The 20,642-nt window shown below is 72.4% G+C and carries 17 protein-coding genes; 11 read left to right on the top strand and 6 right to left on the bottom strand.

The features are described 5' to 3' along the window. Positions 1 to 37: 37 nt before the first annotated feature. A complete protein-coding gene (locus ACF1AG_RS05630; protein WP_019521725.1) occupies positions 38 to 919 on the bottom strand; it encodes a LysR family transcriptional regulator in 882 nt (293 codons plus the stop codon). A 178-nt stretch (positions 920 to 1,097) separates the two neighbouring features. Between ACF1AG_RS05630 and ACF1AG_RS05625 the strand changes: the two genes are divergently transcribed. Continuing rightward, entirely contained in the window at positions 1,098 to 2,138 is a 1,041-nt protein-coding gene (locus ACF1AG_RS05625) for a bile acid:sodium symporter family protein (RefSeq protein WP_387797349.1), read from the top strand. Positions 2,139 to 2,413: 275 nt separating this feature from the next. On the opposite strand, the gene fdhD is transcribed toward ACF1AG_RS05625, so the two are convergent. From fdhD to ACF1AG_RS05600, 5 genes are read right to left on the bottom strand one after another with little or no spacing between them, the layout of a single operon-like run. Beyond that, positions 2,414 to 3,262, bottom strand: a complete 849-nt coding sequence (gene fdhD / locus ACF1AG_RS05620) for a formate dehydrogenase accessory sulfurtransferase FdhD (protein ID WP_391809357.1) — start codon at positions 3,260 to 3,262, stop codon at positions 2,414 to 2,416. A 17-nt stretch (positions 3,263 to 3,279) separates the two neighbouring features. Continuing rightward, positions 3,280 to 4,140 (bottom strand): 2Fe-2S iron-sulfur cluster-binding protein, encoded by an 861-nt coding sequence (locus ACF1AG_RS05615; RefSeq protein WP_163089556.1) that lies wholly within the window; start codon positions 4,138 to 4,140, stop codon positions 3,280 to 3,282. After that, complete coding sequence (locus ACF1AG_RS05610) at positions 4,137 to 5,990, bottom strand: NAD(P)H-dependent oxidoreductase subunit E (RefSeq protein WP_359602554.1); 1,854 nt, start codon at positions 5,988 to 5,990, stop codon at positions 4,137 to 4,139. Before ACF1AG_RS05610 ends, ACF1AG_RS05615 begins: the two co-directional genes overlap by 4 nt. A 6-nt stretch (positions 5,991 to 5,996) precedes the next feature. Beyond that, positions 5,997 to 7,922 carry a molybdopterin-dependent oxidoreductase gene (locus tag ACF1AG_RS05605; RefSeq protein WP_359602555.1) on the bottom strand — a complete coding sequence of 642 codons (1,926 nt, stop codon included), beginning with the start codon at positions 7,920 to 7,922 and terminating at the stop codon, positions 5,997 to 5,999. After that, positions 7,919 to 8,890: a 2-dehydropantoate 2-reductase gene (locus tag ACF1AG_RS05600; RefSeq protein ID WP_359602557.1), complete on the bottom strand. Its 972-nt coding sequence runs from the start codon at positions 8,888 to 8,890 to the stop codon at positions 7,919 to 7,921. Before ACF1AG_RS05600 ends, ACF1AG_RS05605 begins: the two co-directional genes overlap by 4 nt. Before the next feature lie 179 nt (positions 8,891 to 9,069). Between ACF1AG_RS05600 and ACF1AG_RS05595 the strand changes: the two genes are divergently transcribed. The 10 genes from ACF1AG_RS05595 to ACF1AG_RS05550 all read left to right on the top strand — a co-directional run bounded on the left by ACF1AG_RS05595 (position 9,070) and on the right by ACF1AG_RS05550 (position 20,413). Continuing rightward, complete coding sequence (locus ACF1AG_RS05595) at positions 9,070 to 10,422, top strand: OFA family MFS transporter (protein WP_359751978.1); 1,353 nt, start codon at positions 9,070 to 9,072, stop codon at positions 10,420 to 10,422. Beyond that, positions 10,391 to 10,531: a hypothetical protein gene (locus ACF1AG_RS05590; RefSeq protein ID WP_186568037.1), complete on the top strand. Its 141-nt coding sequence runs from the start codon at positions 10,391 to 10,393 to the stop codon at positions 10,529 to 10,531. Before ACF1AG_RS05595 ends, ACF1AG_RS05590 begins: the two co-directional genes overlap by 32 nt. Positions 10,532 to 10,700: 169 nt before the next feature. After that, a complete protein-coding gene (locus ACF1AG_RS05585) occupies positions 10,701 to 11,657 on the top strand; it encodes a beta-ketoacyl-ACP synthase III (RefSeq protein ID WP_359602561.1) in 957 nt (318 codons plus the stop codon). A 203-nt stretch (positions 11,658 to 11,860) separates the two neighbouring features. Then, positions 11,861 to 12,538 carry a GntR family transcriptional regulator gene (locus ACF1AG_RS05580; RefSeq protein WP_359602563.1) on the top strand — a complete coding sequence of 226 codons (678 nt, stop codon included), beginning with the start codon at positions 11,861 to 11,863 and terminating at the stop codon, positions 12,536 to 12,538. A gap of 206 nt (positions 12,539 to 12,744) precedes the next feature. Beyond that, entirely contained in the window at positions 12,745 to 13,926 is a 1,182-nt protein-coding gene (locus ACF1AG_RS05575; protein ID WP_359602565.1) for an ROK family protein, read from the top strand. 578 nt (positions 13,927 to 14,504) lie between these two features. Further along, entirely contained in the window at positions 14,505 to 16,028 is a 1,524-nt protein-coding gene (locus tag ACF1AG_RS05570; RefSeq protein WP_359602567.1) for a sugar ABC transporter ATP-binding protein, read from the top strand. Continuing rightward, positions 16,025 to 17,044: an ABC transporter permease gene (locus ACF1AG_RS05565; protein WP_191880022.1), complete on the top strand. Its 1,020-nt coding sequence runs from the start codon at positions 16,025 to 16,027 to the stop codon at positions 17,042 to 17,044. Before ACF1AG_RS05570 ends, ACF1AG_RS05565 begins: the two co-directional genes overlap by 4 nt. A gap of 17 nt (positions 17,045 to 17,061) precedes the next feature. Further along, positions 17,062 to 18,111, top strand: coding sequence for a substrate-binding domain-containing protein (locus tag ACF1AG_RS05560; protein WP_359602568.1), 1,050 nt, complete (start codon positions 17,062 to 17,064; stop codon positions 18,109 to 18,111). A gap of 79 nt (positions 18,112 to 18,190) precedes the next feature. Beyond that, entirely contained in the window at positions 18,191 to 19,399 is a 1,209-nt protein-coding gene (locus tag ACF1AG_RS05555) for a Gfo/Idh/MocA family oxidoreductase (protein WP_359602570.1), read from the top strand. A 15-nt stretch (positions 19,400 to 19,414) separates the two neighbouring features. After that, positions 19,415 to 20,413 carry a sugar phosphate isomerase/epimerase family protein gene (locus ACF1AG_RS05550; RefSeq protein ID WP_359602572.1) on the top strand — a complete coding sequence of 333 codons (999 nt, stop codon included), beginning with the start codon at positions 19,415 to 19,417 and terminating at the stop codon, positions 20,411 to 20,413. The last annotated feature ends 229 nt before the right edge of the window (positions 20,414 to 20,642 follow it).

Below are 20,642 nucleotides of genomic sequence, written 5' to 3'. Positions count from 1 at the left end.
GGCCGCCCGGACCGTCACCCTTCCGCGGACGTCACTGTCACCCCTGCCCGCCGCGGTGCAGCCGGTCGCCTCCCGCAAGGATCGCCGCCGCGAGCGCGTCCGCCGCGCCCTGCGCCGAGGGCCGCCGTCGGCCGTGCACCACCACGAAGTCCACCGAGCCCGGCTCCGGCAGTCCCGCCCGCTCCGGCATCCGCACCAGCCCCGGCGGGATCAGCCCGCGCGCGTGCACCATCACACCGAGCCCCGCCCGCGCCGCCGCGAGCAGCCCGTTGAGGCTGCCGCTGCTGCACACGATCCGCCACTGCCGGCCTTCCCGCTCCAGCGCCCGCAGCGCCAGGTCCCGGGTGATCCCTGGCGGCGGGTAGACGATCAGCGGGACCGGGCGGTGCGGGTCGAGCCGCAGGCCCGGCGCGCCGATCCACACCAGCTCGTCCTGCCACACCAGCCGGTGCGGGTCCGGACGCGGGTCCTCCGGCCGCCGCTTGGCCAGCACCAGGTCCAGCCTGCCCGCCGCGAGCTGCTCGTGCAGGGTGCCCGACAGCTCCACCGTCAGCTCCAGGTCGACCTCAGGGTGCTCGTGCCGGAACCGTTCGAGGATCTCCGGCAGCCGGGTCAGCACGAAGTCCTCGGACGCCCCGAACCGCAGCCGTCCGCGCAGCCGGGTGCCGGTGAAGAACTGCGCCGCCTGCTCGTGCACGTCGAGGATGCGGCGCGCGAAACCGAGCATCGCCTCGCCGTCCTCGGTCAGCTCCACGGAGTGGGTGTCCCGGGTGAACAGCTGCCGCCCGGTGGCCTCCTCCAGCCGCCGCACGTGCTGGCTCACCGTGGACTGGCGCAGGCCCAGCCGCCGCGCCGCCTGAGTGAAGCTCAGCGTCTGCGCCACGGAAAGGAAGGTCCGCAGGTGGGTCGGCTCGTACATGCCCGGCAGCCTACCCCGGTCATCACGCGGAGCGATCACAGTGAGAGCGGTGTACGGGATTCCCGATCACGGGACGGAGGAGCAGGATGGAGCGGGGACCCCTTGTCCCCGGCCGCCCGGGGCACCCGCTCCGGGGAACCGCACCGCCGAGCACACACACCCGAGCACGTGGAGCACCGTGAAACGCCTGCACTGGCCGCGTTGGATGCCGATAGACCCGTACATCACGCTCCTGCTCGGCACGGTGGGTGTGGCCGCGCTCCTGCCCGCCCGGGGCGCCGGCGCGGACGTCGCCTCCGGCGCCTCCACCGCCGCGATCGCGTTCCTCTTCTTCCTCTACGGCGCCCGCCTCTCCACCCGTGAGGCGCTCGACGGCCTCAAGCACTGGCGGCTCCACGTCACCGTCCTGGCCTGCACGTTCGTCGTCTTCCCGCTGCTGGGCCTGGCCTCCCGCGGACTCGTCCCGGTGTTCCTCGACGACCCGCTGTACCAGGGGCTGCTGTTCTGCACCCTGGTCCCGTCCACCATCCAGTCGTCGATCGCGTTCACCTCGATCGCCCGCGGCAACGTACCCGCCGCGATCTGCGCCGGCTCCTTCTCCTCGCTGGCCGGCATCGTCGTCACCCCGCTGCTCGCCGCGGCGCTGCTCGGCGGCGGCGCGGGCGGCTTCTCCGGCGACTCGGTGGTGAAGATCGTGCTCCAGCTGCTGGTGCCGTTCCTCGCCGGGCAGTTCACCCGCCGCTGGATCGGCGGCTTCGTCGCCCGTCACCGCAAGGTGCTGGGGCTCGTGGACCGCGGCTCCATCCTGCTCGTCGTCTACACCGCGTTCAGCGAGGGCATGGTGCAGGGCGTCTGGAGCCAGGTCAGCCCCGGCCGGCTCGGCGGACTGCTCGTCGTCGAGGCCGTCCTGCTCGCCGTGATGCTGGCGCTCACCTGGTACGGCGCCAAGGGCCTCGGCTTCGGCCGGGAGGACCGCATCGCCATCCAGTTCGCCGGGTCGAAGAAGTCGCTGGCCGCCGGACTGCCCATGGCGAGCGTGCTGTTCGGGGCGCACGCCTCGCTGGCCGTCCTGCCGCTCATGCTGTTCCACCAGATGCAGCTCATGGTGTGCGCGGTCATCGCCAAGCGCCGTTCCAAGGACCCCGTCCCGGAGGTCACTGCGGAGGACCGAGCCGCACCGTCACGGACCGAGGCCGGTACGGCGACACGTTCCGGCTGACCACCGCCGCCGTCGCGGACGTCTCCAGCCAGTTCACGTCGTGGCTCGGCACCGGTCGCCCGTCCCGGCTCGGCCCGGGGTACGCCTGCGGGTGGCAGGCGGGGGTGCCGGGCGCGCCCGGGACCGATCCGTCGCCGTCCTCGCGTGTCGCCGGGCACGCCGGGTGATGTCAGCGGGCGCGCCGGTCCACGGGGCCTCGACCGAGGCGGGGCCCCGCGGCGCAGGGGGCGCTCCCCGCCGGTGGGGCCCCGCCGCCGTGCAGCGAGGGGGTGCGGTCAGGCCCTGACGCCCGCGGCCCGCAGGGCGATCCGCTCCTCACCCGCGTACACGTTCATGGAACTGCCCCGCAGGAAGCCCACCAGGGTCATGCCGGTCTCCGCCGCCAGGTCGACGGCCAGCGAGGACGGCGCCGAGACCGCCGCCAGCACTGGGATGCCGGCCATGACCGCCTTCTGCGCCAGCTCGAACGAGGCCCGCCCGGACACCATGAGGACCGTCCGCGACAGCGGCAGGTCCCCGCTCTGCAGGGCGCGGCCGACCAGCTTGTCGACCGCGTTGTGCCTGCCCACGTCCTCCCGTACGTCCAGCAGCTCGCCGTGCTCGTCGAACAGCGCCGCCGCGTGCAGCCCGCCGGTGCGGTCGAAGACCCGCTGGGCCGCCCGCAGCCGGTCCGGCAGCTCGGACAGCAGCTCCGGCGTCACCCGCAGCGGCGGGGTGTCCGCGATCGGGTGACGGGTCGTGGTGCGCACCGCGTCCAGGCTGGCCTTGCCGCACAGACCGCAGGAGGACGTGGTGTAGACGTTCCGCTCCAGCGTGATGTCCGGGATCTCCACCCCGGGCGCGGTCGTCACGTCGACGACGTTGTAGGTGTTCGACCCGTCGGCGGTGGCCCCGGCGCAGTAGACGATGTTCCGCAGGTCCGACGCGGTCGCCAGCACGCCCTCGCTGACCAGGAAGCCCACCGCCAGCGCGAAGTCGTCCCCCGGGGTGCGCATGGTGATGGCCAGGGGCCTGCCGTTCAGCCGGATCTCCAGGGGCTCCTCGGCGACGAGCGTGTCCGGGCGGGTGGACACCGCCCCGTCCCGGATGCGGATCACCTTGCGTCGTTCCGTGACTCGTCCCATGTCCCTGTCCGTTCCGTTCAGTCCCGGTTCTGCACGTGCTGGTAGCCGAACCGGCCCTTGATGCACAGGTTGCCGTGGGTCACCGGGTTGTCGTGCGGCGACGTGACCTTCACGATCTCATTGTCCTGCACATGGAGCGTCAGGTTGCAGCCCACGCCGCAGTAGGCGCACACGGTCGTCGTGCGCGTCTGCCGCGACTCGTCCCACGTACCCGCCTCCCGCATGTCGAACTCCGACTTGAACGACAGCGCCCCCGTCGGGCAGACCTCGATGCAGTTGCCGCAGTACACGCAGGCCGAGTCGGTCAGCGGGGCGTCGTGCTCGACCGCGATACGGGCGTCGAAGCCGCGCCCGGCGACGGAGATCGCGAAGGTGTTCTGCCACTGGTCGCCGCAGGCGTCGACGCACTTGTAGCAGAGGATGCATTTGCCGTAGTCGCGCACGTAGAGGTCGTTGTCGACGCGCGGCTCCTCGTTCACCCGGGCCGCGTCCGGGCCGAAGCGGTCCGGTTTCGCCTCGTACTCCTTCAGCCATTCGGCGACCCGGGGCGTCGTCGACAGGTCGACCGAGGAGGCGAGGAGCTCCAGGACGACCTTGCGGCTGTGCCGGGCCCGTTCGGTGCCGGTGCGCACCTCCATGCCCGCCTCGGCCTTCCGCGAGCAGGCCGGGACCAGCGTACGCGCGCCCTCGACCTCCACCACGCAGACGCGGCAGGCGTTCTTCGGTGTGAGCGTGTCGCCCTCGCACAGCGTCGGGATGTCCTTCCCCGCGGCCCGGCAGGCGTCGAGGATCGTCGACCCCTCGGGCGCCCGCACCGGCTCCCCGTCCAGGGTGAACTCCAGCAGACGGCGGGGGATCCCCAGCGGTGTCACGGTCATTCGTACGCCCCCAGACGGTCGATGGCGGATTCCACGGCGTTCCACGCGGTCTGGCCGAGACCGCAGATCGAGGCGTCCCGCATCGCGCGCCCGACCTCGCGCAGCAGGGTGATGTCGGCGGCGGCGTCCGCGCCGGTCCGCTCCGCGATCCGGTGCAGCGCCTCCTCCTGGCGGACCGTGCCGACCCGGCAGGGCACGCACTGCCCGCAGGACTCGTCACGGAAGAACTCGGCGATGCGCAGCAGCAGGCGGGGGAGCGGAACGGTGTCGTCGAAGGCCATGACGACTCCGGAGCCCAGGGTGGTGCCGGCTTCCCGGGTGCCTTCGAAGGTGAGCGGGATGTCCAGCTCGTCGGGGCGTACGAATCCGCCGGCGGCCCCGCCCAGCAGCACCGCCCGCAGACCGTCCCGTACGCCGGCGAGCGTGAGCAGCTCGCCGAGCGTGGCGCCGAACGGCAGCTCGTAGATGCCCGGGCGGTCGACACTCCCCGAGACGCAGAACAGCTTGGGGCCGGTGGACGCGCCGGTGCCGATCGCCGCGTACGCCTGCGCGCCCAGCGTGAGGACGGGCAGGACGTTGACCAGCGTCTCCACGTTGTTCGCGACGGTCGGCTTGCCGAAGAGGCCCTTCTCCACCGGGAACGGCGGCTTGGAACGCGGCTCGCCCCGGAACCCCTCGATCGAGTTGAACAGGGCCGTCTCCTCACCGCAGATGTAGGCGCCCGCGCCGCGCCGTATCTCGATGTCGAAGGAGAACCCCTGGCCCAGGATGTCGTCGCCGAGCAGACCACGGGCGCGGGCCTGTCCGATCGCGTGCTCCATGCGGACCAGAGCGCGCGGGTACTCGCCGCGCAGATACAGGTACCCGTGCCGGGCGCCGGTCGCGTACGCGGCGATCGTCATGGCCTCGACCAGCGCGTACGGGTCGCCCTCCATCAGCACGCGGTCCTTGAACGTGCCCGGCTCGGACTCGTCGGCGTTGCACACCAGGTAGTGCGGGTGGTCCGGCTGGGAGGCGGTGGCCTGCCACTTGCGGCCGGTGGGGAAGGCCGCGCCGCCACGGCCCAGCAGTCCGGAGTCGGTCACCTCCCGGATCACCCCGGCGGGCCCGAGCGCGAAGGCCCGGCGCAGCGCCGTGTACCCGCCGTGCGCCCGGTAGTCGTCCAGATCGGCGGGGTCCACCGTGCCGACGCGGCCCAGCAGGAGCAGCCCGGGGCCGGGCGCCTGGGGAACCGCGAGGGCGGCCGGGGGCTCCTCGGGGGCGTTCTCCGGGGTGAGCGCCGCGTGGACCACGGTGTCGGGGGTGGCGGGGGCGGACACCGCGGACGCCCGTGCCACCCCGCCGGCCGTCGCACCGTCCGCGTCCTCCCCGGCCCGCACCACCAGCGCCGCCGGGGCCCGCTCGCACAGCCCCAGACACGGACTGCGCTCCACCCTCACCCCCGACTCCGGCCCCAGGCGCGCCTGCACCGCCTCGCACAGCTTCGGCGCGCCCGCCGCCGCGCAGGCCAGGTCCGTGCACACGTGCAGCACGGTGGCCGGGCGCGGACGGACCGAGAACATGGCGTAGAACGTCGCCACCCCGTACGCCTCGGACGGCGGGACCGTCAGCCGGCGGCACAGGTAGTCCAGGCCGCCCTCGCTGATCCAGCCGACCCGGTCGTTGAGCGCGTGCAGCCCCGGCAGCAGCAGGTCGCGGCGGTCACGCGCGGCCCGTCCGCCGCGCGCCCACCTCAGGTCCGCGTCGGAGCGGTCGGCGCCCTCCCAGGACGACTCGGGCGGCCCGAGCAGGGCGTCGACGGCGGCACGCTCCTCGTCCGTCGGTTTGCTGTCGCCGAAACGCAGGTCCACGCTTGCTCACCTCACGTGTGTCGGGGCCGGGAGCTTCTCGATCCGGATCGCCGACGCCTTGAACTCCGCCGTCCCCGCGATCGGGCAGTTCGCCTCGATCGTCAGCTGGTTGGTGTCCACCTCGTCGGGAAAGTGGAACGTCATGAACGCGAGCCCCGGCCGCAGCGCGGGGTCCACCCACACCGGCGCCCGCACGGACCCGCGCCGTGAGGTCACCAGTACCTCCTCGCCCACCACGACCCCGTACCGCTCGGCGTCCTCGGGGGACAGCTCGACGTACTCGCCGCGCCGCAGCGGGGAGGCGAAACTGCCGCTCTGGACGCCGGTGTTGTAGGAGTCCAGGCGCCGTCCCGTGGTGAGCCGGACCGGGTAGTGCTCGTCGGTGAGGTCCACCGGCGGGTCGTGCTGCACGATCCCGAACGGCGCGGGACGGCCCCGGCGTCCGGGGTCCTTCTCCCACAACCGGGCGTGCAGGTAGGGCGGTTCCAGCCGGTCGGTGCTCGGACACGGCCACTGGATGCCCTGGTGCTCCTCGAGCCGCTCGTACGTCATGCCGTGGTGGTCCGGGGAGACCGAGCGCAGCTCGTTCCACACGGCCTCCGCGCCGTCGTACTTCCAGTCGCGGCCGAGGCGTCCGGCGAGGTCGCAGAGGATGTCGATGTCCTCGCGGGCCTCGCCGGGCGGCGTCACCGCCCGGCGCACGCGCTGCACCCGGCGCTCGCTGTTGGTGGTGGTGCCCTCGGTCTCGGCCCAGCCGGCCGTCGCGGGCAGCACCACGTCGGCCAGTTCCGCCGTCTTCGTCAGGAAGATGTCCTGCACCACCAGGAAGTCCAGCTCCTTGAGCCGGCGCACGGCCTGCTCGCTGTCCGCCTCCGACTGGGCCGGGTTCTCGCCGATGCAGTAGACGGCGCGCAGCGACCGGTCCTCCATCGCCTCGAACATCTCCGTCAGCGTCATCCCGTACCGGGGCTGGATGACGGTGTCCCAGGCGGACTCGAACTTGGCGCGCACGCCCGCGTCGAGGGGGTCCTGGAAGCCGGGCAGCCGGTTGGGGATCGCGCCCATGTCGCCGCCGCCCTGCACGTTGTTCTGCCCGCGCAGCGGCTGGAGGCCCGAACCGTACCGTCCGACGTGCCCGGTGAGCAGCGCGAGGTTGATCAGGGCGCGCACGTTGTCGGTGCCGTTGTGGTGCTCGGTGATGCCCAGCGTCCAGCACAGCTGGGCGCGTTCGGCTCGGGCGTAGGCGTGCGCCAGTTCCCGTATCGCGGCGGCCGGGACACCGGTCACCTTCGAGGCGAGGGACAGCGTCCACGGCTCGACGAGAGCCTTGTACTCCTCGTAGCCGGTGGTGGCGCGCCGCACGAACGCCTCGTTGACCAGGCCCGCGTGGATGATCTCGCGGCCGATCGCGTGGGCCATCGCGATGTCCGTGCCGACGTTCAGCCCGAGCCAGCTCTCCGCCCACTCCGCGGTGGAGGTCCGGCGCGGGTCGACGGCGTACATCCGGGCGCCGTTGTGTATGCCCCTGAGGACGTGCTGGAAGAAGATGGGGTGCGCGAAGCGGGCGTTGGAGCCCCACATCACGACGACGTCGGTGTGCTCCACCTCCTCGTACGACGAGGTGCCGCCGCCCGAGCCGAACGCCGCCGACAGTCCGGCGACCGAGGGCGCGTGGCAGGTGCGGTTGCAGGAGTCGACGTTGTTGGTGCCCATGACGACCCGGGCGAACTTCTGCGCCACGTAGTTCATCTCGTTGGTGGCGCGGGAGCAGGAGAACATGCCGAACGCGCCGCGCGCCGCCCCCAGTGCGCGCGCGGTGCGGTCCAGCGCCTCGTCCCAGGTGGCCCGGCGGAACGGCTCGTCCCGTGAGTCGCGGACGAGGGGGTGGGTGAGGCGGGTGTAGGTCTTCGGGGTCCGGTCGCGTTTCCTCATGCGGCGCTCCTCAGCGCGAGCAGGTCGGACAGGGCGTGCACGGTGCGCAGGGTGGGCACGGGGACGCCCGTGATCTCCGCCAGCTCGACCACGGCCGCGAGCAGCACGTCGAGCTCCAGCGGTTTGCCGCGCTCCAGGTCCTGGAGCGTGGAGGTGCGGTGGTCGCCGACGCGCTCGGCGCCGGCCAGCCGCCGTTCGATGGAGACGCCGACCTCGCAGCCCAGCGCGCGGGCGACGGCCAGGGTCTCGGCCATCATCGTCTCGATGACCTGGCGGGTGCCGCCGTGCAGGCACATCTGCCGCATGGTGGCCCGGACCAGGGCGCTGATCGGGTTGAAGGAGATGTTGCCCAGCAGCTTGAGCCAGATGTCGTTGCGCAGGTCCGGCTCGACCGGGCACTTCAGGCCACCGGCCCGCATCGCCTCGCTCAGGGCGAGACAGCGCGCGGAGACGCTGCGGTCGGGTTCACCGATCGAGAAGCGGGTGCCTTCCACATGGCGGACGACACCGGGCCGTTCGAGTTCCGTGGCCGCGTACACCACGCAGCCGACGGCCCGTTCGGGCGCGAGCACCGCACTGACCGCGCCGCCGGGGTCGACGCTCTCCAGCCGGCGTCCGTCGTACGGGCCGCCGTGCCGGTGGAAGTACCACCAGGGGATGCCGTTCTGGGCGGCCACCACGGCCGTCGTGCCGTGCAGCAGCGGCTCGATCAGCGGCCCGCACGCCGCGTACGAGTTGGCCTTCAGACCCAGGAACACGAAGTCGACGGGGCCGACCTCCGCCGGGTCGTCGGTGGCACGGGGCCGCGCGGTGAAATCTCCGCGCGGGCTCAGCACCCGTACCCCGTCCTGCCTCATGGCCGCCAGATGCGGTCCACGGGCGATGAGATGCACGTCGGCGCCCGCGCGGTGGAGCGCGGCGCCCACGTAGGCGCCGATCGCACCGGCGCCGAGAACTGCGACTTTCATGGCGAAGGGAGCTCCGTCCGGTCGAGGGACACCGAAGAACCAGGAGGATCGCCGAATCTCTGTCGACGAAATATTGTCTACAGTATGGAGACAAGGCCGACAAGGCTTTGTGCAGTACCGGTGGTTGTCCGCTGAACAGTCTTCTCAAGGGGCGGGACGCTCCCTACGGTTGGGGATTCATGAGTCCCCCCGTCGCACCGCCGGGCTGGAGCCGCTGGCTCGTCCCGCCCGCCGCACTCGCCGTACACCTCTCCATCGGCCAGGCCTACGCGTGGAGCGTGTTCAAGCCGCCGCTGGAGTCCGCGCTCGACCTCAGCGGCACCCAGAGCGCGCTGCCCTTCCAGCTCGGCATCGTCATGCTCGGCCTGTCCGCGGCCTTCGGCGGCACCCTCGTCGAACGCCGGGGCCCCCGCTGGGCGATGACCGTCGCCCTGATCTGCTTCTCCTCCGGCTTCCTGCTCTCCGCTCTGGGCGCGGCCACCGAGCAGTACTGGCTGATCGTCTTCGGCTACGGCTTCGTCGGCGGCATCGGCCTGGGCATCGGCTACATCTCGCCCGTCTCCACGCTCATCAAGTGGTTCCCGGACCGGCCCGGCATGGCCACCGGCATCGCCATCATGGGCTTCGGCGGCGGCGCGCTGATCGCCTCCCCCTGGTCGGCGCAGATGCTCGAATCGTTCGGGAACGACAACGTTGGCATCGCCTACGCCTTCCTCGTGCACGGGCTGACGTACGCCGTCTTCATGTCGCTCGGCGTGCTGCTGGTGCGCGTGCCGCCCACCGTGCGGCCGAAGGCCGACGCGCCCGCCGTCACCGCCGGACCTCAGGTCTCCGCCCGGTCCGCCGTCCGCACCCCCCAGTTCTGGCTGCTGTGGCTCGTGCTCTGCATGAACGTGACCGCCGGCATCGGCATCCTGGAGAAGGCCGCGCCGATGATCACCGACTTCTTCGCGGACACCTCCGCACCGGTGTCCGCCACGGCCGCCGCCGGATTCGTCGCCCTGCTGTCCGCCGCCAACATGGCGGGCCGCATCGGCTGGTCCACCACCTCCGACCTCATCGGCCGGAAGAACATCTACCGCGTCTACCTGGGCGTCGGCGCGCTGATGTACGCCCTCATCTGGTCGCTGGGCGACTCCTCCAAGCCGCTGTTCGTGCTGGCCGCGCTCGTCATCCTCTCCTTCTACGGAGGCGGCTTCGCGACGGTCCCCGCCTACCTCAAGGACCTGTTCGGCACCTACCAGGTGGGCGCCATCCACGGCCGGCTGCTCACCGCGTGGTCCACCGCCGGCGTTCTCGGACCGCTCATCGTCAACTGGGTAGCCGACCGCCAGGAGGAGGCCGGCAAGCACGGCCCGTCCCTGTACGGGATGTCCCTGGTCGTCATGATCGGGCTGCTGGCCGTCGGCTTCGTCGCCAACGAACTGGTCCGCCCCGTCCACCCCCGCCATCACGAACCCGCTGCCGGCACCCCGGCCGGGACCCGGAAGGAGGCCGCCGATGACCGGCGACAGCAGTCAGAGTCCGCCTGAGCCCGACCGCCGCGCGCTGATCGCCTTCTCCTGGCTCTGGGTGGGCCTCCCGCTCGCCTACGGCCTGTACGAGCTGGTGCGCAAGGCGACGCAGCTGTTCACCGGGTGACCGGCCGGTAGCAGAGGAGACGGGCGCGGGGACGCCTGCCGGAGCCCTCCGGGGGCTGACGGAAGCCGACAAGCCTCGCGCCCGTTTCCTGTCGCTTCACCTGCGGTCGTACCCGTGAGTCACTGATCAGACTGGTGCATCCCGCAACCGGATCACCAAGGGGATCACCATGAGCGGCTCGCGCATCACCGCCGTCGGCCACTACCAGCCCGCCCGGGTCCTGACCAACGAGGACCTTGCGGGCATGGTCGACACCAGCGACGCGTGGATCACGAGCCGGGTGGGCATCCGTACCCGTCACATCGCAGGGCCCGACGAGCCCGTCGACGAACTGGCCGCGCACGCCGCCGCCAAGGCGCTCGCCGCGGCCGGCCGCACGCCCGCCGAGATCGACCTGGTCCTGGTCGCCACCTCCACCGCGATCGACCGCTCGCCCAACATGGCGGCCCGGGTCGCCGCCCGCCTCGGCATGCCCTGCCCCGCCGTGATGGACGTCAACGTGGTGTGTGCCGGCTTCACCCACGCCCTCGCCACCGCCGACCACGCCGTGCGGGCCGGCGGGGCGGAGCGGGTGCTGGTGATCGGCGCGGACAAGATGTCCGAGGTGGCCGACTGGACCGACCGCACCACCTGCGTGCTGGTCGGCGACGGGGCGGGTGCGGCAGTCGTGGAGGCGACCGACGAGGGCGCGGGGGGTGCCGTGGCCGGCATCGGGCCGGTGCTGTGGGGCTCGGTGCCCGACATGGGGAACGCGGTGCGGATCGAGGGGACTCCGCCGCGGTTCGCGCAGGAGGGGCAGAGTGTCTACCGCTGGGCCACCACCCGGCTGCCGGAGTTCGCCCGGCAGGCGTGCGAGAAGGCGGGGCTGACGCCCGAGGACCTCGCCGCAGTGGTGCTGCACCAGGCCAACCTGCGGATCGTGGAACCCCTCGCGCGCAGGATCGGCGCCGTCAACGCGGTGGTCGCGCGGGACGTCGTCGACTCCGGCAACACGTCGGCCGCGAGCATTCCTATCGCCTTCTCCAAACTCGTCGAGCAGGGCGCGGTGTCGAGCGGGGACCCGGTACTGCTGTTCGGCTTCGGCGGCAACCTGTCGTACGCGGGGCAGGTCGTGCGGTGCCCGTGAGCGGGCGGGCCGTGCGTTGTTCGTGAGCGGGCGGGCCGTGCGCTGCCCCTCAGCCCCTCGGGCGTGACGCGGGTGTGACGAGGGCAACCCGAACCAGGTGCGACGGTGCGCCGTAGACTGTAGACGAAAGACAATCACCCAGGACGTCTACGGCGTCACCGGCGTTCACGACGGACGCGCGGCGCCGCCGAAGAGGGGGAACGATGTTGTCGACAGGACTGCCCCACGGGGCGGTGCCCCGGCTCGAGCGGCCGGGCCCGCTGCGCGACCGCGTCTACGAGGCACTGCTCGAACTCATCACCACCCGCGCCCTCCAGCCGGGCCAGCACCTCGTCGAGAGCGAACTCGCCGGCCACCTCGGCGTCTCCCGTCAGCCGGTGCGCGAGGCGCTCCAGCGTCTCAACACCGAGGGGTGGGTCGATCTGCGCCCCGCGCAGGGCGCGTTCGTGCACGAGCCGACGGAGGAGGAGGCCGACCAGCTCCTCACCGTGCGCACGCTGCTGGAGGCGGAGGCGGCCCGGCTCGCCGCGAGCAACGCCGACAGCAAGGGCGTCCGGGCGCTGGAGGAGATCCTCGCCGAGGGCCTCGAGGCCGTCGGGGCGGACGACGTGGATGCCGCGGTGGCGCTCAACGCCCGTTTCCACGCCAAGGTGATGGAGCTCGCGGGCAACGCGGTCCTCGCCGAGCTGGCCGCCCAGGTGGACCGGCGGGTGCGCTGGTACTACACGCCCGTCGCCCGGCAGCGCGGCGAGCAGTCCTGGATCGAGCACCGTGAGCTGATCGCCGCGATCGCCGCGCGGGACGAACAGTCGGCCACGCGGCTGATGCGCGAACACACCGAGCACACCCGGCGGTCGTACCACGCGCGGGAGGCGTCCTGAGGGGCTTTCGCCCGACCTGAGCGGGGTCGTCCCGGACCTCGCACCCCCTTCTTTGTCCTGAGAGTGGAAAAAGTAGGGGGCAATTCCTGCGCGACTTCTTCCCACCTCCGGCAGGCGCTGCTACTTTCCCATCCGAAAGCACGCCACGCACGTGGCCGGAATCCGGCGCGCACAGCCGATGAGGCGGGGAGGGGCTCGTGAGACGTATGACCGCGCGACCCGCGAACGCCCATCAGGCACGGCTGCTACGGCTGTTGCGCGACGGAGGGCCCAACTCCCGCGCCCAACTGGGCGACCAGGTCGACCTGTCCCGGTCGAAACTGGCCGTGGAGGTGGACCGGCTGCTGGAGACGGAACTCGTCGTGGCCGACGGACTCGCCGCCTCACGCGGCGGGCGCCGTTCCCACAACATCCGTCTCAACCCGCATCTGCGCTTCCTCGGCGTCGACATCGGCGCGACCTCGGTCGACGTCGCCGTCACCAACGCCGAACTGGAGATCCTCGGGCACATCAACCAGCCGATGGACGTGCGCGAGGGACCGGTCGCGGTCTTCGAACAGGTGCTGTCCATGGCCGCCAAGCTGAAGGCCACCGGGCTCGCGGAGGGGTTCGACGGCGCCGGCATCGGCGTCCCCGGACCGGTCCGCTTCCCCGAGGGCATCCCGGTCGCGCCGCCGATCATGCCCGGCTGGGACGGTTTCCCCGTGCGGGAGGCGCTCAGCCAGGAGCTCGGCTGCCCGGTCATGGTCGACAACGACGTGAACCTCATGGCGCTGGGGGAGCAGCACGCGGGCGTCGCCCGCACCGTCGCCGACTTCCTCGTCGTCAAGATCGGCACCGGCATCGGCTGCGGCATCGTCGTCGGCGGTGAGGTGTACCGCGGCACGACGGGCAGCGCGGGCGACATCGGGCACATCCAGGCCGTGCCCGACGGACGCCCCTGCGCCTGCGGCAATCGCGGCTGCCTCGAGGCGCACTTCTCCGGCGCGGCCCTCGCGCGGGACGCGACGGAGGCCGCCGAGCAGCAGCGCTCGCCCGAACTCGCCGCCCGGCTCGAGGCGAACGGCACGCTCAGCGCCGTCGACGTCGCCGCCGCGGCCGCCGCCGGTGACGCCACCGCCCTCGACCTCATCCGCGAGGGCGGCAACCGCACCGGGCAGGTGATCGCCGGCCTCGTCAGCTTCTTCAACCCCGGCCTTGTGGTGATCGGCGGCGGGGTGACGGGCCTCGGCCACACCCTGCTCGCCGCGCTCCGAACCCAGGTCTACCGGGGCTCGCTGCCTTTGGCGACGGGCAACCTTCCCATCGTCCTGGGGGAGTTGGGACCCACCGCCGGAGTCATCGGCGCGGCCCGCCTCATCAGCGACCACTTGTTCTCACCCGCCTGACCCCTGCCGGGCGGCCCCGCCGCATCCGGCACCCCGCACCACCCGGCGCGAGCACCCCGCACCACCCGGCGCGAGCACCCCGCCCGCACCGGCCGGCACCACCCGGCGCGGGTCCGCCCGCACCGGCACCAGCAGCCGACGCGAGTCCGCCCGCATCGGCGAGCACCACCCGGCGCGGGTCCGCCCGCACCGGCCGGCACCACCCGGCGCGGTCCACTCGCGCCGACCCGATCGGCACCACCCGTCGGTACGGGCCCGCCCGTACCGGCGTGCACGGCACGACGCCGGCGCGGAAGCCACCCGCCCCGGCGTGCAAGGCACCACCGCCGGTGCGACCGCCAGCCGCACCGGCAGTGCACCACCCGCCGGTGCGGAAGCCGCCCGCTCCGGTGCGCACCGCACGACCCGCCGGGTCGGGAGCCGCCCGTTCCGGCAGGGAGCCGCACCACCCGCCCGCGCGGGGCGCCGCCCCGCACCCGAACACCACCACCACCACCCGCCGCCGCTCTGCTCCGCCCTGCCCGAAAACTCTTGCCCCGCGAGGGGCCGTCGGCCCACGCCCGCCGAGGGGAATCCGCATGGCACCAGAACCACCGCTGCTCAGCATGTCCGGCATCACCAAGTCGTTCCCGGGAGTCCGGGCCCTGGACGGCGTCGACCTCGACGTCCAGGCCGGCGAGGTGCACTGTCTGCTCGGCCAGAACGGCGCCGGGAAGTCCACGCTCATCAAGGTCCTGGCCGGCGCCCACCAGCCCGACACGGGCACGATCAGCTGGCGCGGGGACGACGTCACCCTGCGCTCGCCGATCGCCGCCATGCGCCTCGGCATCGCCACCATCTACCAGGAACTCGACCTGGTGGAGCACCTGTCGGTCGCCGAGAACGTCCACCTCGGACACGAACCCACCGCCGCCGGCTTCGTCGTCCGCGGGAGGGCGGCCCGCGCGTCCACCGCGGAACTGCTGAAGCGCCTCGGGCACCCCGAGATCGACCCCGGCCGTCTGGTCGGCGACCTCTCCGCCGCGCACCAGCAGATCGTGTCCATGGCCCGCGCCCTCTCCCACGACGTGCGGCTCATCGTGATGGACGAGCCGTCCGCCGCACTCGACCCGGACGAGGTCGACAACCTCTTCCGCATCGTCGGCGACCTGACCGCCGCCGGCGTCGCCGTCGTCTACATCTCCCACCGCCTGGAGGAGATCCGCCGCATCGGCGACCGCGTGACCGTGCTGAAGGACGGCCGCGCGGTGGCCCGCGGGCTGCCCGCCAAGTCCACGCCCACCAGCGAGGTGGTGTCGCTGATGACGGGCCGCAACGTCGAGTACGTCTTCCCGCCCCGACCCGACGTCCCGCCCGCCGGGGCCGCAGAACCGGTGCTCACCGTGGAGAACCTGTCCCGGCGCGGCGAGTTCGCCCCGCTCGACCTCCAGGTGCGCCCCGGCGAGATCGTCGGCCTCGCCGGGCTCGTCGGGTCCGGGCGGTCGGAGATCCTCGAGACGATCTACGGCGCCCGCAAGCCCGACACCGGCCGCGTCCTCGTCGACGGCAGGCCGCTGCGCCCCGGCAGCGTCCGCGCGGCCGTCCGCGCCGGACTGGGCCTCGCCCCCGAGGAACGCAAGGCGCAGGCGCTGCTGATGCTGGAGTCGGTCACCCGCAACGTGTCCGTCTCCTCCATGTCCCGCTTCGCGCGGGCCGGCTGGATCGACCGCGGCGCCGAACTGGGGGCGGCGCGCGCGGCGGTCCGGGAGCTGTCCCTGCGGCCCGACAACCCCGACGTGCCCGTGCGCACCCTGTCCGGCGGCAACCAGCAGAAGGCCGTGCTCGCGCGCTGGCTGCTGCGCGGCTGCCGGGTGCTGCTGCTCGACGAACCCACCCGCGGCGTCGACGTCGGCGCGCGGGCCGAGCTGTACGCCGTCGTACGGCGGCTGGCGGACGAAGGGCTCGCCGTGCTGCTGGTCTCCAGCGAGGTGCCCGAGGTCCTAGGCCTCGCCGACCGCGTGCTGGTGCTGCGCGAGGGCTCCGTCGTCCACACGGCGCCCGCCCGCGAACTCGACGAACACCGTGTACTCGACCTGGTCATGGAAGGAAGCCCGGCGTCATGACGCAGAACGTCTCTCCGCCGCGGGACAGCACCTCCAAGGTGCCGTCGGCCGGCGAACAGCCCGCCTGGCGGGCCGTGTTGTTCCGCGCCGACGTGCGCACCCTGTCCCTGCTCGGCGTGCTCGCCGTACTGATCCTGATCGGCGGCCTCACCAAGCCGGACCAGTTCCTGGACACCCGCAACCTCCAGCTGGTCCTCACCCAGGCGTCCGTCATCGGCGTCGTCACCGTCGGCATGACCTTCGTCATCATCTCCGGCGGCATCGACCTGTCGGTCGGCGCGATCGTCGCCCTCGCCTCGGTGTGGGCGACCACCGTCGCCACACAGGAGTACGGCTTCGCCGGCATCCTCTTCACCGCCGTCCTGGTCGGACTGGGCTGCGGCCTCGTCAACGGGGTGCTCATCGCGTACGGCGGGATGGTGCCGTTCATCGCCACCCTCGCCATGCTCGCCTCCGCCCGCGGCCTCGCCCTGCAGATCACCGACGGCCGCACGCAGATCGTCACCGTCGACAGCGTCCTCGACCTCGGCGAACGCGACGCCTACGTGCTGGGCATCCCCCCGCTGGTGCTGGTGTTCGCCGCGGTCACCGTCGTCGGCTGGCTGGTCCTCAACCGCACCACGTTCGGCCGCCGGTCCGTCGCCGTCGGCGGCAACGCGGAGGCCGCCCGCCTGGCCGGCATCGACGTGCGCCGCCAGCGGCTCTACCTGTACCTGCTGTCCGGGCTGTGCTGCGGCATCGCCGCGTTCCTGCTGATCGTGCTGGCCGGCTCGGGCCAGAACACCAACGGCAACCTCTACGAACTCGACGCCATCGCCGCCGCGATCATCGGCGGCACCCTGCTCACCGGGGGCCGCGGCACCATCGTCGGCTCCGTCCTCGGCGTCCTGATCTTCACCACCATCACCAACATCTTCGCCCTGAACAACCTGCAGACCGACGTCCAGCAGATCGCCAAGGGCGCGATCATCGTCGCCGCCGTGCTGGTCCAGCGGCGTACCGCGAGCACGACCTGAGGGAAGGGTTCACCGCCATGCCAGAGCCGACGTTCACCAGCCGCAGAGGGCTCCTCTTCGGAGCCGCCGCCGTCTCCGCCGGCGCCCTCGTCACCGGCTGCACCAGCAACGAGCCCAGCGGGGGCGGCGAGTCCGCCGCCAACAACCAGCCGGCCGCCGACGACAAGCCCGGCAAGCAGGTCACCATCGGCTTCGCCGGACCGCAGGCCGACCACGGCTGGCTCAACGCCATCAACGACAACGCCAAGCAGCGCGCCGAGAAGTACTCGGACGTCACCCTGGAGATCACCGAGGGCTCCAACGACACCGCCCAGCAGATCGGCCAGATCGAGACCCTCATCAACAAGAAGGTCGACGTCCTGGTGATCCTGCCGGCCGACGGCAAGGCCCTCACCCAGGTCGGTCTGAAGGCGATGCGCGCCGGCATCCCGGTCGTCAACCTCGACCGCATCTTCAACACCCCGCAGGCCTACCGCTGCTGGGTCGGCGGCGACAACTACGGCATGGGCCTCAACGCCGGCCACTACATCGGCGAGAAGCTCAAGGGCAAGCAGGACGCCAAGGTGATCGAGCTGGCCGGCCTGGACAACCTGGAGCTGACCAAGCAGCGCACCCAGGGCTTCGACGACGCCCTGAAGAACTACCCGAACATCCGCAAGGTGGCCCGCCAGGCCGCCGAGTTCACCGTCGAGTCCGGCCAGGCCAAGATGGCGCAGCTGCTCCAGGCCCAGTCGCAGTTCGACGCGCTGTGGAACCACGACGACGACCAGGGCGTGGGCGCCCTGCGCGCCATCGAGCAGGCCGGCCGCGACGACTTCCTGATGGTCGGCGGCGCCGGCGCGCTCTCCGCGTTCGAGGCCATCAAGGCCGACAGCGGCGTCCTCAAGGCGACGGTCCTGTACCCGCCGACGATGGCCGCCTCCGCGATCGACCTCGCCCGCGCCCTCGGCCAGGGGAAGGGGATCGGCGGCCTCGCCGAGTTCGAGATCCCCTCGTCGGTGACCTGCTACTCGGCCGTCGTCGACAAGGAGAACGTCGACCAGTACATGCCCACCGGGTTCAAGTGAGGAGCCCCGCCCCACGGGCCTGACCAGCCCACCGGGCGGGGACCGCCCCGCCCGCCACGACGACGAGGAGGACATCCGAATGGCACAGCCGCAAGCGTCCGAAGGGGCGGAAACGGGGAAGCCACCGCTGCGCATCGGCATGGTCGGTTACGCCTTCATGGGCGCCGCCCACTCCCAGGGCTGGCGCACCGCGGGACGCGTCTTCGACCTGCCGCTCCGCCCCGAGATGGCTGTGATCTGCGGCCGGGACGCCGACGCCGTGCGGGCGGCGGCCGACCGGCACGGCTGGGCGGAGGCCGAGACCGACTGGCACGCCCTGGTGCAGCGCGACGACATCGACCTCGTCGACATCTGCACCCCCGGCGACAGCCACGCCGAGATCGCGCTGGCCGCGCTGGCCGCGGGCAAGCACGTGCTGTGCGAGAAGCCCCTCGCCAACACCGTCGCCGAGGCCGAGGCGATGGCCCGCGCCGCTCAGGAGGCACGGGACCGCGGCCAGGCGGCCATGGTCGGCTTCAACTACCGCCGGGTGCCCGCCACCGCGCTGGCCCGGCGGATGGTCGAGGAGGGCCGCATCGGCACCCTCAGGCACGTGCGGGTGGTCTACCTCCAGGACTGGCTGGTGGACCCGCAGTTCCCGCTCACCTGGCGGCTGCGCCGGGAGCAGGCGGGCTCCGGCTCGCTCGGCGACCTCGGCGCGCACATCGTCGACCTCGCCCAGTACCTGGCGGGGGAGAGGCTCGCGGGCGTCTCCGCGCTCACCGAGACGTTCGTCCGTGAGCGGCCGCTGCCCACCGCGCCGAGCAGCGGCCTGGCCGCCGTCTCCGCGGCCGGCACCGGGCCGGTCACCGTCGACGACGCCGCCCTGTTCACCGGCCGGTTCGCGTCCGGCGCGCTGGCGTCGTTCGAGGCCACCCGGTACGCGACCGGACGCAAGAACGCCCTGCGGATCGAACTCAACGGCGAGCGCGGCTCGCTCGCCTTCGACCTGGAGCGGCTCAACGAGCTGGAGTACCACGACGGCACCGGGGACGCCACGCACGGCGGCTTCCGCCGCATCCTCGTCACCGAGCCCGACCACCCGTACCTGGACGCCTGGTGGCCGCCGGGTCACGGGCTGGGCTACGAGCACACCTTCGCGCACCAGGCCCGCGACCTGGTGCACGCCATCGCAGAGGGCCGAGGCCCGGAGCCGTCCTTCGCGGACGGGCTCCAGGTGCAGCGCGTCCTCGCGGCGGTGGAGGAGAGCGCAGAGAAGAACGCCGTCTACACCACGATCGCCGCCTGAGGAGGACGGATACGGATGCCGCGCAACTTCACGCTGTTCACCGGCCAGTGGGCCGACCTTCCGCTCGAGGAGGTCTGCCGGCTCGCCCGTGACTTCGGCTACGACGGCCTCGAACTCGCCTGTTGGGGCGACCACTTCGAGGTGGACAAGGCCCTCGCCGACCCCTCCTACGTGGCCGGCCGCCACCAGCTGCTCGACAAGTACGGCCTGAAGTGCTGGGCGATCTCCAACCACCTGGTCGGCCAGGCCGTCTGCGACGCCATCATCGACGAACGCCACCAGAACATCCTGCCCGCCCGCATCTGGGGCGACGGCGAACCCGAGGGCGTACGGCAGCGGGCCGCCGCCGAGATCAGGGACACGGCGCGCGCGGCGGCCCTGCTGGGCGTCGACACGGTGATCGGGTTCACCGGCTCGGCCATCTGGCACCTGGTCGCCATGTTCCCGCCCGCGCCCGACTCGATGATCGAGCGCGGCTACGAGGACTTCGCCGAGCGCTGGAACCCGATCCTCGACGTCTTCGACGCGGAGGGCGTGCGCTTCGCCCACGAGGTCCACCCCAGTGAGATCGCGTACGACTACTGGACCACCGTGCGCGCCCTCGACGCGGTCGACCGGCGCCCGGCGTTCGGCCTGAACTTCGACCCGTCGCACTTCGTCTGGCAGGACCTCGACCCGGTCGGCTTCCTGTGGGACTTCCGGGACCGCATCTACCACGTGGACTGCAAGGAGGCCCGCAAACGCCTCGACGGCCGCAACGGCCGCCTCGGCTCCCACCTCCCCTGGGGCGACCCCCGCCGCGGCTGGGACTTCGTCTCCGCGGGCCACGGCGACGTGCCCTGGGAGGACGTCTTCCGCATGCTGCGCTCCATCGACTACGGGGGCCCGGTCTCGGTGGAGTGGGAGGACGCCGGCATGGACCGTCTCCAGGGCGCCCCCGAGGCGCTGAAGCGACTCAAGGCCTTCGACTACGAACCCCCGAGCGCGTCCTTCGACGCGGCGTTCAACAGCTGAGGAACAGGCCCGAACGCAGGTGGTGACGGGGGCCGGCGCAGTCGCCGGTCCCCGGTCAGGCATGCCCTCACACCGCTTTGTCCTGTTGAGGGAAAAAGTTCAACCAGGCCCGGTCCAAGGGGTGTTATCGCAGGAAGAACGCGGTTACCGTCCCTGAGTGTTCAGGGCACCCACGCCTCCGGGGTGACGGCGCACCCCGGCGCCCGCACGCACCGCATGCACCGCATGC

This window comes from Streptomyces sp. NPDC014764 (genome assembly GCF_043082785.1).
Classification (GTDB): Bacteria; Actinomycetota; Actinomycetes; order Streptomycetales; family Streptomycetaceae; genus Streptomyces; species Streptomyces althioticus.
This window is presented reverse-complemented; position numbering and strand designations above follow the sequence as displayed.